The organism is Duganella sp. CY15W, from assembly GCF_009857555.1.
GTDB lineage: Bacteria > Pseudomonadota > Gammaproteobacteria > Burkholderiales > Burkholderiaceae_D > Rugamonas > Rugamonas sacchari.
Genome location: NZ_WWCQ01000008.1, coordinates 199,413 through 213,311, shown reverse-complemented (window position 1 = coordinate 213,311; position 13,899 = coordinate 199,413). Strand labels below are relative to the sequence as shown.

The window sequence follows — 13,899 nt, the reverse complement described above, 5'->3', positions numbered from 1 at the left end:
TTAAGCAACCATCATGCAATCGCAACCACTCTCTCGTCTCCCCAAGCCAGCCGCCGGCGCGCCAGCACCTAAAGTGGGCTTTGTATCGCTCGGCTGCCCTAAAGCGCTGGTCGACTCCGAACAGATCCTGACCCAGCTGCGTGCAGAGGGTTACGAGACCGCCAAGTCTTACGACGGCGCCGATCTGGTGATCGTCAATACCTGCGGCTTCATCGACGCCGCCGTGCAGGAATCGCTGGACGCCATCGGCGAAGCGCTGGCTGAAAACGGCAAGGTGATTGTGACCGGTTGCCTGGGCGCGAAAAAAGATGCCGACGGCTCGGATTTGATCACCAAGATCCACCCGAAAGTGTTGGCCGTCACCGGCCCGCACGCACTGGGCGAAGTCATGGATTCGGTGCACCTGCACCTGCCGAAGCCGCACGAACCGTTCATCGATCTGATTCCACCGCAAGGCATCAAGCTGACGCCGAAGCACTACGCCTACCTGAAGATCTCGGAAGGCTGTAACCATCGCTGCTCGTTCTGCATCATTCCATCGATGCGCGGCGACCTGGTGTCGCGTCCTATCGGCGAGCTGCTGCTGGAAGCGGAAAACCTGTTCAAGTCGGGCGTCAAGGAACTGCTGGTGATTTCGCAGGACACCTCGGCCTATGGCGTGGACGTCAAGTTCCGCACCGGTTTCTGGAACGGCCGCCCGATCAAGACCCATATGACGCAGCTGATGGAAGCGCTGGGCGAGCTGGCCAAGTCCTACGGCGCCTGGGTGCGCATGCACTACGTCTATCCGTACCCGCACGTGGACCAGGTGATTCCGCTGATGGGCGAGCACGTTCTGCCTTACCTGGACATCCCGATGCAGCACGCGCACCCGGATGTGCTGAAGCGCATGAAGCGTCCGGCCAGCGGCGAGAAGAATCTGGACCGCATCCTGGCATGGCGCAAGATGAACCCGAACCTGACCATCCGTTCGACCTTCATCGCCGGTTTCCCGGGCGAGACCGAAGCGGAATTCGAATACCTGCTGGACTTCCTCAAGGAAGCGCAGATCGACCGCCTGGGCTGCTTCGCCTATTCGCCGGTGGAAGGCGCCACCGCCAACGAACTGGCCAATCCGGTGCCGGAAGAAGTGCGTGAAGAGCGCCGTGGCCGCGTCATGCTGCTGCAGGAAGAAATTTCGAAAGCGCGCCTGAAAGCCAAGGTTGGCAGCACCGTGCGTGTACTGATCGATGAAGTCAACCGTACCGGTGGCGTCGGCCGCTCGGCCGCAGACGCGCCGGAAATCGACGGCGTGGTGTACGTCAAACCACCGTACGAACCGCATAAAAAGCTGGTTGTCGGCCAGTTCGTCGATGTGCAGATCACTGCGTCGGACGCACACGATCTGTGGGGCGCAGCGCTCTAAAGACGAATTTAACGATTCATCTACTATAATAAAGGCGGACCAGCGTACTACGCGGTCCGCCTTTATCATTTTTAGATGCTTATGCCTGACTTGAAACTCCCGGCGGCGTTGGCCGCTTGCTTGCTGGTAGGCGTGCTGGCGCGGCCCGCAGTTGCGGCCGAAGCGCCGCTCATGCTGGAAGAAATGACCAGCACAGAACTGCGCGCCCGCATCGACGGTGGCGCCACCACCGCCATTATTCCCATCGGCGGAACGGAACAAAGCGGTCCGTATATCGCGCTTGGCAAACACAATGTCCGCGCCGTGGCGCTGGCGAAGATGATTGCGCAAAGGCTGGGCAATGCCGTAGTGGCCCCGGTCGTCTCTTACGTCCCCGAAGGCAGCATCACGCCGCCCGCTGGCCATATGCGCTTTGCCGGCACGCTGTCGATACCCGAACAAACCTTTGAAGACTTGCTGGTGTCAACCGGCCAGAGTCTGCGCCAGCACGGCTTCCGTCACATCGTGCTGATTGGCGACCATGGCGGCTATCAAAAAAGCGAGACCAAGGTTGCGCAGCGCCTGAACAAGGCCTGGGCCAGGGACGGCAAGGCCAGCGCCCTGGCGCTGCTGGCTTACTACGACGTCACGCAAGACGCTTATGTCGCCGATCTGCAAAAGCGCGGCTACAGCAAGGCCGAAATCGGCCTGCATGCCGGCTTGGCGGATGCGGCGCTGATGCTGGCCACTGATAAATCCCTGGTGCGCAGTGACGCGCTGGCGCGCGGTCCTTCGCCGACTGTCGAGCAAGGTGTGCGTGGCGATGCGCGCCGCGCGACGGCCGAACTGGGCAAACTGGGCGTGCAGCGCATCGTCGATACGTCGGTGGCTGCGATTACTGAATTTGCGGCGCATGGCGCGCCATCCACTTCTGTTAAAGAATCCAAATGAAACCATCTACCAATCGCATCGTTTATGCGGCCCTGGCCGCCGCAGGTCTGATCGCCACCGGCACGCTGCTGGCCGCTGCCACTGCGCCAGCCGCCGCACCAGCCGCTGCGCCGGCCAACGTCTATGCCGGCATTGCGCCATCCAATATGAGCCCGGCCGTGCGCGACCATCTGCCGCGCGTATATGTGCCTAATCTGCGCTCCAACGACGTGTATGTAATCGACCCGGAGAGCATGAAGGTGGTCGACAAGTTCAAGGTTGGCGTCGGCCCGCAGCACGTGGTGCCGGGCTGGGACCTGCAAACGCTGTGGGTTGCCAATAATGCCGAGCGTACCAACAAGGGCAGCCTGACGCCGATCGATCCGCGCACCGGCAAGCCGGGCCAGCAGATTCCGGTGGATGATCCCTACAATATGTACTTCTCGCCGGACGGAAAATCGGCCATCGTGGTGGCGGAAGCCTTGCACCGTCTGGACTTCCGCGATCCGCACACCATGGCGATGCAGTATGCGATCGACGCGCCGCAGTGCGGCGGCATCAACCATGCGGACTTCTCGCCGGACGGCCGCTATGCCATGTTCACCTGCGAATTCAATGGCTCGGTAACGCGTATCGACCTGCAGGCACGCAAGGTGGATGGCTACCTGAAGCTGTCCATGCCGACTACGCGCTTCTCCGAGAAGCCAACCATTGATGATGTACTGGCCAGCGAAGTGTGCACCTCGAAGAAGGGCATGCCGCAGGATATCCGCGTTTCGCCGGACGGCAAGCGTTACTACATCGCCGACATGGACGCCGACGGCGTGCACATCGTCGATGCGGCCAGCTTCCAGAAGGTCGGTTTCATCCCGACCGGCCTGGGCGCGCACGGCCTGTACCCGAGCCGTGATGGTACCAAGCTGTACGTGGCCAACCGCGGCACCCACAAAATCCACGGCAAGCGCAAAGGCAAGGGCAGCGTGACGGTGATCGACTTCGCTACCGAGAAAGTGATCGCGACCTGGCCGATCCCTGGCGGCGGCAGCCCGGACATGGGCAACGTCAGCGCCGATGGCAAATATCTGTGGCTGTCGGGCCGCTTTGACGATGTGGTGTACCGCATCGACACCAGCAACGGCGACGTCAAGCAGGTCAAGGTTGGCCAGGAGCCGCACGGCCTGACCGTCTGGCCGCAACCGGGCCGCTACTCGCTGGGCCACACCGGCAATATGCGATGAATACCAGGAAGTCGCCGCAAACAGCGCTGATCCACTCGGATTACCAGGCGCCGGAAGGCTTCGCGGCTTTTCCGGGGGCGATATACCATGCGTCCACGGTGCTGTTCAAGAACGTGGCCGCCATGCGTTCGGGTGACTGGAAAGAGAAGAACTCTTATACCTATGGCCTGCATGGCACGCCGACCACCTTCACGCTGGAGGCGCGTCTGGCGGAGATCGAGGGTGGCGAGCAGTGTCTGCTGGCGCCCAGCGGACTGGCGGCGATTTGCATGGTTGATTTCGCGCTGCTGAAATCGGGCGACGATGTGCTGTTGCCGGATAACGTCTACAACCCGAACCGCGAGCTGGGTCGCTGGCTGTCGGCGGACTTCGGCATCACGGCGCGCTATTACGATCCGCTCATCGGCGAGGGCATCGCCGCGCTGATCCAGCCGAACACGAAGCTGATCTGGGCCGAGGCGCCTGGCTCGGTGTCGATGGAAGTGCCGGACCTGCCGGCCATCTGCAAGGCCGCGCACGAGCGTGGCGTGCTGGTGGCGCTGGATAATACCTGGTCGGCAGGCCTGGCGCTGCGCGGCTTCGATCTGGGCGCGGACATTGTGATGCAGGCGCTGACCAAGTACCAGTCCGGCGGTTCCGATGTGCTGATGGGCGCCGTCATCACGCGCGACCGCGATCTGCATGACCGTATCAGCCTGGCGCATATGCGTCTGGGCCTGGGTGTGGGCGCCGACGATGCCTACCTGGTGTCGCGTGGTTTGCCCACCATGCGTTTGCGTTTTGACGCGCATGACGCGGCGGCGCGCAAGCTGGCGGCATGGCTGCAAGCGCGGCCGGAGATCAAGCGTGTGCTGCATCCGGCCTTCCCGGACTGTCCCGGCCACGAGACGTGGAAGCGCGACTTTAGCGGCGCAGGCGGCTTGTTCTCGGTGATCTTCGACGAGCGTTATACGGAACAACAGACCGACCGGTTTGTCGATGCGCTCAAGCTGTTCAAGATCGGTTTCAGCTGGGGTGGTCCCAACAGCCTGGCGGTGCCATATCGTATCCAGCACATGCGCAAGAACTGGCAGGACAAGGGCATCCTGGTGCGCTTCAACGTCGGCCTGGAAGACGTGAGTGATTTAATCGCCGACATCGAGCAGGCATTTGGGGTAATGTCATGAGCAGGTTCTGGAGCAAAGTGGTACACGGCCTGACGCCTTACACGCCAGGCGAGCAGGTACAGATGCCCAACCTGGTCAAGCTGAATACCAACGAAAATCCCTACGGCCCGTCGCCCAGGGCGATTGCGGCGATGCAGGCGGCCGTAGGGGATGGCTTGCGCAAATATTCCGACCCGTCCAATGCAGGTTTGAAGGACGCGGTAGCGCGCCGTTTCGGCCTCACGCGTGAACAGGTCTTCGTCGGCAACAGCTCGGATGAAGTGCTGGCGCATACCTTCCACGCCTTGCTCAAGCATGAACTGCCGCTGCTGCGGCCAGACATCAGCTACAGCTTTTACCCGACCTATTGCAGCCTGTATGGCATCGAGTCGCTTGAGCTGCCGCTCAATGAGCGCTTTGAGGTCGATGTCGCCGACTACCATCGTCCGTGCGGCGCCATCATCATAGCCAACCCGAACGCGCCGACCGGCATCGCGCTGCCGCTGGCGCAGATCGAGGCGCTGCTGCAATCACACCCGGATCAACCGGTGGTGATCGATGAAGCCTATGTGGACTTTGGCGGCGAAAGTGCCGCTGCGCTGTTGCACCGCTACGATAATCTGCTGGTGATCCAGACCTTGTCGAAATCGCGTTCGCTGGCGGGCCTGCGGGTTGGTTTTGCGTTGGGTCATCCAGACCTGATCGCGGGTCTGGAACGGGTAAAGAACAGCTTTAACTGCTACCCGCTGGGCCAGGTGCAGCAGGCCGGCGCGATTGCTGCGCTGGATGACGTGGCGTACACGGAACAGACCTCGCAAGCCATCATCGCCAGCCGCACGTGGCTGACATCGCAGATGCAGGCGCTGGGATTTGACGTGCTGCCGTCGCACGCCAACTTCATCTTCACCCGCCACCCGCAGCGCGATGGTGCGCAACTGGCGGCGGCGCTGCGCGAGCGCGCCATCCTCGTGCGCCATTTCAAGTCGCCGCGCATTGACCAGTTCCTGCGCATCTCCATCGGCACGGACGAAGAGTGCGGCAAGCTGGTGGACGCGCTCAAGGCGATACTGGCCTGACTTTCAGGCGCGCGAAACTGACGCAGGCGCCGACGGCGGCAAACACCGCCGCCACCGCGAGCGCAGTCACCGGCCCCGCAGCGTGCGCCAGCATGAAGCAGCCGGCCACGGTGGCCGCGCCGGTCGCCTGGCCCGTGAGCCGCGCTGTGGCCACAATGCCGCTGGCGCTGCCCGCGCGCGTGAGCGGCGCACTGCTCATGATGGCTTTCATATTCGGTGCCTGGAACAGGCCAAAGCCGACGCCGCACAATGCCATGCGCCAGCTGATGGCGTAGTCCGACGCCGCCGGCGGCAGCAGGATCAGCGTCACCACACCGGCGCACAGTAGCAGCAGGCCCGCGCCGCATAGCGCGCCGGCGGTGTAGCGTTCACTGAGCCGGCCTGCAACAGGCCCCATCACCGCGACCATCGCGGGCCACGGTGTAATCAGAAAGCCGGTTTCGATCGGTGAACGGCCCAGCGCTTCAAAATAAAACGGCAACGAGACGAAAGCCGCTCCCTGTACCGCAAAGGTGCACACGGCCGTCAGCGCCGACAGCGTGAACACGGGGATGCGAAACAGATCGACCGGCAGCAGCGGCGCGCTGTGGGTGCGCTGGCGCCGCAGCAGCAAGGCGAAGCACACCACCGCCACGATCAGCTCGGGCACCCAGCGCTGCGGCGATGCGCCGTGCGCGCCCTCGGCAAACAGCAGCACCAGGCTGCCGAAAGCGCCAACGTTATAGGCTGCGGCCAGGTGATCGAAACGGTGCGTGCCGCGCGCGTTGTCCGGCACGGCGCCGCGCGCCACCAGCCACGCGGTCAGGCCGAACGGGACATTGATCGCAAACAGCCAGGGCCATGATGCGACCGACAGGATCAATGAACTCACGGTCGGGCCGACAGCAAACGCCACCGCCACCACCAGCGCATTGGTGCCAAAGCCGCGGCCTTGTAGCGCCGCGGGGTAAATGGTACGCATCAGCGCCGTCGTCACCGCCATGACGGCACTGGCGCCCAGCCCCTGTACGAAGCGCGCCGCCACCAGCGATGGCAGCGACCACGCCAGCGCGCAGCCCAGCGAGGCGGCGGTGAACGCTACCAGTCCGCCGATGAAGACGCGCCGGTAGCCAGCGATTTCACCGAGTGCGGCAAACGGCAGCAGCGTGGCCACCATCGCCAACTGATAGATATTCACGATCCACACCGATGCCGCAGGCGTGGCTTGCAGCTGCGCCGCCATGGCGGGCAGCGCGGTGTTGGCGATGGCGGTGTCCAGCGAGGCCATGGCCACCGCAGTCATGACGGCGAGCATGGCGCGGAAGCGCGGGCCGGCTGCCAGTCCGTCCTGTGGCGCGGTGGTGGGCGTGGTGGAGGCGATGAACGCCGTCACGGTTTAGTCCCGCACCACGCCGGATGGGCCGATGCGCTGTGCATTCGGCACGTCCGACATGCGGATACGGATCAGGTGGCGGCGTTCGTCGCTATAGGTGGTGCGGCCGTGCAGCATGCGATGGTTATCGGCCAGCATCAGCGTGTCGGTCGGCAGCTGCTCCATGAAGCGCGGGGCTTCCTGTTCAGCGACGCAGTTCATGATTTCCAGTGCTTCTACCAGCGCCGGGCTGCTCAGGTCCGGACGTGCGGCCAGGCCTTTCATGATGGCGTCATGACGCCAGCGCATGGTGAAGCGGTCGCCGTCGCGTTTTGGCGGTCCGAAGATTGGCGCCGTGAAGACTTCAATATTCTCATCGCCCGCCGCGTACACGGCCGGCACGCGGAACGGAACCTCTACCTTGCTCAGCAGCTCGAATGCCGCCGCACCTTCTGGTGTGCGGTGCAAGGCCTGATAGACGTCTTCCGCGTCAATCAGGATCGAATGGCCGCCGTCGCAGCGGGCCGCATTGACCACGTAAAGAATGAACTGCTCTTCCGGCATCGGGTAGAACGATGAATCGGTGTGCATGTCGGCGCTGCCCACGCGTTCCGAGAACGTGACGAAGCGGCCATCGGCGCCGGTTTCCGGACGGGCCTTGACGTCCCAGGCCACGCGGCCGGTGCGCTGGTCGGTGGAGGTCGGATATCCCAGCATCAGCGTCAGCGCGTACAGCGCGGCGTTGCGGCGATCCTCCGGGAGTTCGTGCAGGCCGAGATTGCGCAGCACCACACCGTTCGCGCCCAGCTTGCGGATTTGCTCACTCAATTTGCGCAAGGTGGCGACTTCCTTGAGTTCCTCGCGCAGTGCCACTTCGTCCGCGTGGGGATAAAAGCCATTATCGTTAAAGCTATCAAAACGCTTATTCAATAGCTCAAAAATAATATTAAGATCATTACCCCATGAAAAATCTGTTGTAGCCAGGCAGATATTGCCTTGATATTCAATCGATGACAGCATGATTACCTCTAAAGTCTTTTGTGATCGCTATTCTATTGGAATACACTGGCTAGGTTTGTTGTATTATTGGGTGAATAAATTGCTTATGTTTTTATTTGAAGAAAACATTTTTATATTTTATAGAACGATTATCGGGGAGAGATGGAAATGAAGCAATTGACTGAATTGCCAGTCGCAACCAAGCTCAGCTTGGCTTTTATTGCGGTATTGCTCATGACTACGATTGTTGGGGTCTTCTCAATATTCGAGCTATCAAAAGTGAATGAAATATCGACACGCTTGTCATCGCGCTGGTTACCCAGTGTGCGGGTAATTGAAGATATTAAATCGCAAGTCGCACGCATTAGAACCAGAGAATTGCAATATATTATTTCCACAGATCCATCTGAATTAGATAAATATGACAAGGTAATCGCTGCCGACCTTGTTGATTTACAAAAAATGCAAAAAGATTATGAGGCGTTGCTGGAATCCGCAGAAGAAAAACAGATGTATGGCCAATTCGTCGAACAGTGGGAACGCTATATGGTGGAAGATGCCAAGATCCGCGCAGCGGTGCGTGCCGGTGACACGGAGCTGAGCAAGAAGCTGATCCGTGGCGAGTCGAATAAACTCATCGTCTCGCTGCGCGGACAGGTCGACAAGCTGGTGGACTTCTACAGCAACGGCGGCAAGGCGGCAGCGGAAGAAGGTGTGCTGCGCTATGCCTCGTCGCGCGTGTGGATCATCTCGCTGATGGTCGGCAGTGTGGTGCTGGGCGCGGTGGGCGCGATGCTGATTACGCGCAGCCTGATGCGCGGGCTGGGCGGCGAGCCGACGTATGCCGCCGATATCGTCAACCGCATCGCCGCCGGCGATCTGTCGGTGCAGGTCGAAGTGCGCGATGGCGACGAGCATAGCTTGCTGCATGCAATGAAGATGATGCGCGACAGCCTGGCGAAAATCGTCACCGACGTGCGCGGTTCCACCCACGTCATCGCCTCGGCGTCGGACCAGATCGCGGCCGGTAATCTGGACCTGTCATCGCGCACCGAACAGCAGGCCAGTTCGCTGGAGGAGACGGCGGCATCGATGGAGGAGCTGACCTCCACGGTGCGCCAGAACTCCGACACGGCGGCGCAAGCCAATCAGCTGGCCGGTTCTGCGTCGAACGTGGCGCAGGCCGGCAGCGATGTGGTGGGCCGCGTGGTGGATACGATGGAATCGATCAATGCCTCGTCGCGCAAGATTGCGGACATCATCACCGTCATCGACGGCATCGCCTTCCAGACCAATATCCTCGCGCTCAACGCGGCGGTGGAAGCGGCGCGCGCGGGCGAGCAGGGACGCGGCTTTGCGGTGGTCGCGTCCGAGGTGCGCAACCTGGCGCAGCGCTCTGCGGGCGCCGCCAAGGAGATCAAGGAATTGATCGGCAACTCGGTCAGCCAGGTGGAAGAGGGCAGCAAGCTGGTGGCGGAAGCCGGCACCACGATGGACCAGGTGGTGGCCAGCGTGCGCCACGTGACGGACCTGATTGCCGAAATCACCATGGCTGGCAAGGAACAGAGCACCGGTATCGAACAGGTGAACCAGGCCATTGCGCAGATGGATACGGTGACCCAGCAGAACGCGGAGCTGGTGCAGCAGGCGGCAACGGCGGCGCAAAGCATGCAGGAGCAGGCCACGTCGCTGGCGCAGCTGGTGAGCGTGTTCCGTCTCAGCGCTCATGAGGAAAACGCCTTGCGCCCGCCGTCGCTGTCGCATGCTGCGCCGCGCAGGCTATCCTTGTCTTCGCGCTAGACCGCATTTTTGCTATACTGTATAAAAGCACAGTATAGCGAGGCGGGGATGGAACTGAATGACAAGCTGGAAATCCTGGCGGATGCGGCCAAATACGACGCCTCTTGCGCCAGCAGTGGGGCGCCGAAGCGCAACTCCATCGGCAAGGACGGTTTTGGCGCGACCACGGGCATGGGCATCTGTCACAGCTATACGCCCGATGGACGCTGCGTCTCGCTGCTGAAAGTCCTGTTGACCAATTACTGCCTGTACGACTGCCAGTATTGCGTGAACCGGCGCACCTCCAACGTGCCGCGTGCGCGCTTTACGGTGGCGGAAGTGGTAAAGCTGACCACCGACTTCTATCTGCGTAACTACATTGATGGGCTGTTCCTCAGCTCAGGCATCATCCAGTCTGCGGATTACACCATGGAGCAGCTGGTGCAGGTTGCGCGTGAGCTGCGCGAGGTGCACCAGTTCCGTGGTTACATCCACCTGAAGACCATCCCCGACGCCGATCCGGCACTGATCGCGGCAGCGGGGCGTTATGCCGATCGCCTCAGCGTGAATATCGAACTGCCGTCGCACGACAGTGTGCAGAAGCTGGCGCCGGAAAAGAGTGTGCATACCATCAAGCTGGCCATGGGCTCGATCCGCCGCAAGCTCGATGAAAAGGCGGAAGAGCCCAGGGCGCCGCGCTTTGCGCCAGCCGGGCAAAGCACGCAAATGATTGTGGGCGCCGATGCCAGCGACGACCAGCAAATCCTGACCACGGCCGAGACGCTGTACGGCAGTTATAAGCTCAAGCGCGTGTACTACTCGGCTTTCAGTCCGATACCGCAAAGCCCGAAGAGCGTGCCATTGGCGCCGCCGCCCATGCAGCGCGAGCATCGCCTGTATCAGGCGGACTTCCTGTTGCGCAGCTATGGCTTCCAGGTCAATGAACTGCTGCCGGCCAGCGGCAATCTGGCGCTGGACATCGATCCCAAGCTGGCGTGGGCCTTGTCGCATCGCGAGCATTTTCCGTTGGACCTGAATCGTGCGGAACCGCACATGATTGCGCGCGTGCCCGGCATCGGATTACGCAATGCGCAGCGGATTGTGGAGTTGCGGCGTTTGCGCCAGGTGCGCTATGCGGACTTGTCGCGACTCAGGTGCAGCATGAAGAAGATTTCACCGTTCATCATCACGGCGGACTATTTTCCGGCCAACGACAGCAGTCCATCCGAACATCTGCGGCGGGCCATGGCGGAAGCACCGCAGCAAATGAACCTGTGGCCGGAGCTGCAGGCTGCATGATGCGCAAGGTGGTCCGTTCGTTTGACGAGTGGCGCGTGGCGGCACGTGAGCTGATTGCGGGCCGTATCGCGCCGGAATCGGTGGAATGGGCGACCAGCGAAAGCGACGGCGACCTGTTCTCGGCTTTTGGCGCGCAACCGCATGCAGCGGCGAGCCAGGCGGCACTGCATCTGCCGCGCCAGCTGGTGGAGATGCTGATGGCGGCCGGCTGCTTCAATACGCCCGATCGCTGGGCTTTCCTGTACAAGGTGCTGTGGCGCTGGCAGCTGGGTCAGCGCGACGTGGTATCCGCCGCCGATCCCGATGGCGCGCGCCTGCACGCCATGGTCAAGGCAGTGCACCGCGAGGAGCACGACATGCATGCCTACGTGCGTTTTCGTGAGCGCAAGGAGGAGGACGGCGCGCCGCGCTTTGTCGCCTGGTTCGAGCCCACGCACGAGGTGCTCCCGCAGGTGGCGCGGCACTTTGCACGCCGCATGGGCGGCACCAGCTGGATGATCGCCACGCCAGCAGCGGCCGTGGCGTGGGATGGCGAGCGGTTGCACGACATGCCGCCGCTGATGCGCAGCGCAGCTGATATCGACGATGCCGGCGAAGCGCTGTGGCTGACCTACTACCGCAGCATCTTCAATCCGGCGCGCGTGAACGCGGATCTGCTGCGCAGCCATATTCCATCGCGCTTCTGGAAGAATTTGCCGGAAGGCGCCATCGTGCCTGCCATGGTCAGCGCGGCGGCCAACGGCGAGCGTCGCACCGGACAGACCAGCACAGTGGGCCGGCGCAGCGGCGCCACCACGATACCCGTCGCCGCAGAGCGCGCCCAGCCGCAGCGTGAACTGCCATCGACGCTGGACCAGTGCCGCCGCTGCGATTTGTGGCGTAATGCGACGCAGGCGATACCCGGCGTCGGGCCGAGCAACGCGCGCATCATGCTGGTAGGCGAGCAGCCCGGCGACCAGGAAGATTTGCAAGGCTTGCCATTTGTCGGCCCCGCAGGCGCGGTGCTGGACAGTGCGCTGGCAGAAGCGGGCGTCCAGCGCGATGCCGTGTATCTGACCAACGCCGTCAAGCATTTCAAGTGGGAGTTGCGCGGCAAACGGCGCTTGCATAAAACCCCGGCGCAAAGCGAGATCGCCGCCTGTCACCTGTGGCTGGAAGAAGAACTGGCGCGCGTGAAGCCGGACGTGATTGTGGCGCTGGGCAGCACGGGGCTGAAGTCCGTGCTGGAACGGGGCAGTGCGACCATGCAGTCGGTAATGGACGCGCCGTTTGAACACGACGGCCGCTGGGTAATCACGGTCTACCACCCGTCATACGTGCTGCGCGCGCCCGATGAGGCGATCCGCCAGCAGGCCTATGAGGTGATCGTCAATGGCCTGCGGCAGGCGCTGGAACTTACAGCGGCGCCGGTTCGTTCCGGTTGATGCGGACGATGCCGACGATCAGGCGGTAGGCTTTCCACAGCCAGGCGCCAATCCAGATTAGCCAGGCCACCGGAATGCCGATGATGGTGATGAAGAAGGCGCAGCCGACCACGATCAGCACCACATACCACCAGAACGAACGGATCATCCACGTGTGGTGGCTATGGACGAAGGTGTTCTCCGTGCTGGGCCGCTGCAGATAGTTGAGTATCAGCGGGATGATGGAAAATGCGCCCAGCGAAAACACAAAGCTGACGGCGTGTATCACATACAGCCACCAGGCCGTCGTTTTGGCCGATTCCAGGCGGCCATCCAGTACCAGTTCTTGGGACATGATCTCTCCTCGTTTTGTCGTACTACGTGCCAGCGCGGGCTGCGCCCAGCGTCCGCTGCAGGAATGCAGTGACGTCGGCAAAGAACTCCGGCTGTATGGTTTCGCGGTCGAAGCCTTCCGGGTCCTGCGAAGGCTTGAAGTTCGGCCGCGTCATCTCCGGCGGGAACTTGCTCATGAAAGCGAAGTGTCCGGCACCGGCTATGTCTTGGTGTTCCACCAGTTCGGGATGGGCCACGCCTTCGATAATTTTGTGTGCATGTTCGATCGGCGTGATCTCGTCCTTTTCACCGGTACGTATCAGGATGGGCAGGTTCACCGGGCGTAGTGAACCGGCGATAAACCAGAACGTCGCTGGATTCAGCAGCACCAGCGAACGGATGCGGGCGTCGGGCGTGACAGGCACCGGCTCCGGCTGTGTGCCGGAATCCTTGCGGTCATAAGGGCCGCTCCAGGGCAGGCCACCGGCCGCCGCCAGCGCGGTGTAGCCACCGATGGAGTGGCCGATGACGGCGACACCGTTGTCCACAATATGCGCGCCCACGGTGGCATCGGCCAGCGCGGCGTTGATGGTGAGCGTGATGTGGCGCGGACGGTTGGCCAGGTTTTCTGCGGTGCCGGCCAGCGTGTTGTCGAGCCGCGTGTTGCCCGTGTGGGCGGGCAGGGCGACGATGAAGCCCGCCAGCACCAGGTGTCTGGCCAGCTGGCGATAGGCCCATGGCGTGCCGGAGTGGCCGTGCGAGATGACGACCAGCGGATACACGCCGGCCGCTGGTGGGGCATCCAGTGCCACGTCCAGCGAGTAAGGGCCGAAGTGTTCGGTACGCTCTTCGCCGTGGGCCGGATAGAGCAGCGCAAGCGGCACGTCCGCGCCTTGTACGGCGTCGTGTACCTTGCTCAACCGGCAGCCGCAGCGATAACCCATGTCTGATCCTTTTTCGCA

At 62.2% G+C, this 13,899-nt stretch carries 12 protein-coding genes; 8 read left to right on the top strand and 4 right to left on the bottom strand.

All coding sequences use genetic code 11. The features are described from left to right. Window positions 1-13: 13 nt before the first annotated feature. From rimO to hisC, 5 genes are all read left to right on the top strand, one after another. The gene (rimO, locus tag GTP58_RS29050; protein WP_072787354.1) at window positions 14-1,405 is read left to right on the top strand and encodes a 30S ribosomal protein S12 methylthiotransferase RimO; all 1,392 of its coding nucleotides are present in this window, start codon (window positions 14-16) and stop codon (window positions 1,403-1,405) included. 81 nt (window positions 1,406-1,486) lie between these two features. After that, window positions 1,487-2,335 (top strand): creatininase family protein, encoded by an 849-nt coding sequence (locus tag GTP58_RS29045; protein ID WP_202413902.1) that lies wholly within the window; start codon window positions 1,487-1,489, stop codon window positions 2,333-2,335. Further along, window positions 2,332-3,552: a YncE family protein gene (locus GTP58_RS29040; RefSeq protein ID WP_161080422.1), complete on the top strand. Its 1,221-nt coding sequence runs from the start codon at window positions 2,332-2,334 to the stop codon at window positions 3,550-3,552. Before GTP58_RS29045 ends, GTP58_RS29040 begins: the two co-directional genes overlap by 4 nt. Continuing rightward, window positions 3,549-4,718, top strand: a complete 1,170-nt coding sequence (locus GTP58_RS29035) for a cystathionine beta-lyase (protein WP_161080421.1) — start codon at window positions 3,549-3,551, stop codon at window positions 4,716-4,718. The genes GTP58_RS29040 and GTP58_RS29035 overlap by 4 nt, the downstream gene beginning before the upstream one ends. After that, entirely contained in the window at window positions 4,715-5,773 is a 1,059-nt protein-coding gene (gene hisC / locus GTP58_RS29030) for a histidinol-phosphate transaminase (RefSeq protein ID WP_161080420.1), read from the top strand. Before GTP58_RS29035 ends, hisC begins: the two co-directional genes overlap by 4 nt. On the opposite strand, the gene GTP58_RS29025 is transcribed toward hisC, so the two are convergent. Together GTP58_RS29025 and GTP58_RS29020 are read right to left on the bottom strand one after the other, a co-directional pair. Next, on the bottom strand, window positions 5,754-7,145 hold the full coding sequence (locus tag GTP58_RS29025; RefSeq protein ID WP_373924791.1) for an MFS transporter: 1,392 nt from the start codon (window positions 7,143-7,145) through the stop codon (window positions 5,754-5,756). The two genes, hisC and GTP58_RS29025, sit on opposite strands and share 20 nt — an antisense overlap. Before the next feature lie 3 nt (window positions 7,146-7,148). Beyond that, window positions 7,149-8,054 carry a TauD/TfdA family dioxygenase gene (locus GTP58_RS29020; protein ID WP_161080419.1) on the bottom strand — a complete coding sequence of 302 codons (906 nt, stop codon included), beginning with the start codon at window positions 8,052-8,054 and terminating at the stop codon, window positions 7,149-7,151. A 231-nt stretch (window positions 8,055-8,285) separates the two neighbouring features. On the opposite strand from GTP58_RS29020, the gene GTP58_RS31760 reads away from it, so the two are divergent. From GTP58_RS31760 to GTP58_RS29005, 3 genes are read left to right on the top strand one after another with little or no spacing between them, the layout of a single operon-like run. Then, on the top strand, window positions 8,286-9,923 hold the full coding sequence (locus tag GTP58_RS31760; RefSeq protein WP_202413901.1) for a methyl-accepting chemotaxis protein: 1,638 nt from the start codon (window positions 8,286-8,288) through the stop codon (window positions 9,921-9,923). A 48-nt stretch (window positions 9,924-9,971) separates the two neighbouring features. Beyond that, window positions 9,972-11,201: a putative DNA modification/repair radical SAM protein gene (locus tag GTP58_RS29010; protein ID WP_161080418.1), complete on the top strand. Its 1,230-nt coding sequence runs from the start codon at window positions 9,972-9,974 to the stop codon at window positions 11,199-11,201. Continuing rightward, window positions 11,198-12,625, top strand: a complete 1,428-nt coding sequence (locus GTP58_RS29005) for a UdgX family uracil-DNA binding protein (protein ID WP_161080417.1) — start codon at window positions 11,198-11,200, stop codon at window positions 12,623-12,625. Before GTP58_RS29010 ends, GTP58_RS29005 begins: the two co-directional genes overlap by 4 nt. Here GTP58_RS29005 and GTP58_RS29000 read toward each other — a convergent pair. Further along, window positions 12,597-12,959 (bottom strand): hypothetical protein, encoded by a 363-nt coding sequence (locus GTP58_RS29000; RefSeq protein WP_072787346.1) that lies wholly within the window; start codon window positions 12,957-12,959, stop codon window positions 12,597-12,599. The two genes, GTP58_RS29005 and GTP58_RS29000, sit on opposite strands and share 29 nt — an antisense overlap. Window positions 12,960-12,981: 22 nt before the next feature. After that, the gene (locus GTP58_RS28995; RefSeq protein ID WP_161080416.1) at window positions 12,982-13,881 is read right to left on the bottom strand and encodes an alpha/beta fold hydrolase; all 900 of its coding nucleotides are present in this window, start codon (window positions 13,879-13,881) and stop codon (window positions 12,982-12,984) included. Window positions 13,882-13,899 lie beyond the last annotated feature (18 nt).

Excerpts from the sequence above, each read along its gene's own strand:
- GTP58_RS29035 (WP_161080421.1), top strand. The coding sequence starts at position 3,549 with ATGAATACCAGGAAGTCGCCGCAAACAGCGCTGATCCACTCGGATTAC.
- GTP58_RS31760 (WP_202413901.1), top strand. The coding sequence starts at position 8,286 with ATGGAAATGAAGCAATTGACTGAATTGCCAGTCGCAACCAAGCTCAGC.
- GTP58_RS29045 (WP_202413902.1), top strand. The coding sequence starts at position 1,487 with ATGCCTGACTTGAAACTCCCGGCGGCGTTGGCCGCTTGCTTGCTGGTA.
- GTP58_RS29040 (WP_161080422.1), top strand. The coding sequence starts at position 2,332 with ATGAAACCATCTACCAATCGCATCGTTTATGCGGCCCTGGCCGCCGCA.
- GTP58_RS28995 (WP_161080416.1), bottom strand. The coding sequence starts at position 13,881 with ATGGGTTATCGCTGCGGCTGCCGGTTGAGCAAGGTACACGACGCCGTA.
- hisC (WP_161080420.1), top strand. The coding sequence starts at position 4,715 with ATGAGCAGGTTCTGGAGCAAAGTGGTACACGGCCTGACGCCTTACACG.
- GTP58_RS29005 (WP_161080417.1), top strand. The coding sequence starts at position 11,198 with ATGATGCGCAAGGTGGTCCGTTCGTTTGACGAGTGGCGCGTGGCGGCA.
- GTP58_RS29000 (WP_072787346.1), bottom strand. The coding sequence starts at position 12,959 with ATGTCCCAAGAACTGGTACTGGATGGCCGCCTGGAATCGGCCAAAACG.
- rimO (WP_072787354.1), top strand. The coding sequence starts at position 14 with ATGCAATCGCAACCACTCTCTCGTCTCCCCAAGCCAGCCGCCGGCGCG.
- GTP58_RS29010 (WP_161080418.1), top strand. The coding sequence starts at position 9,972 with ATGGAACTGAATGACAAGCTGGAAATCCTGGCGGATGCGGCCAAATAC.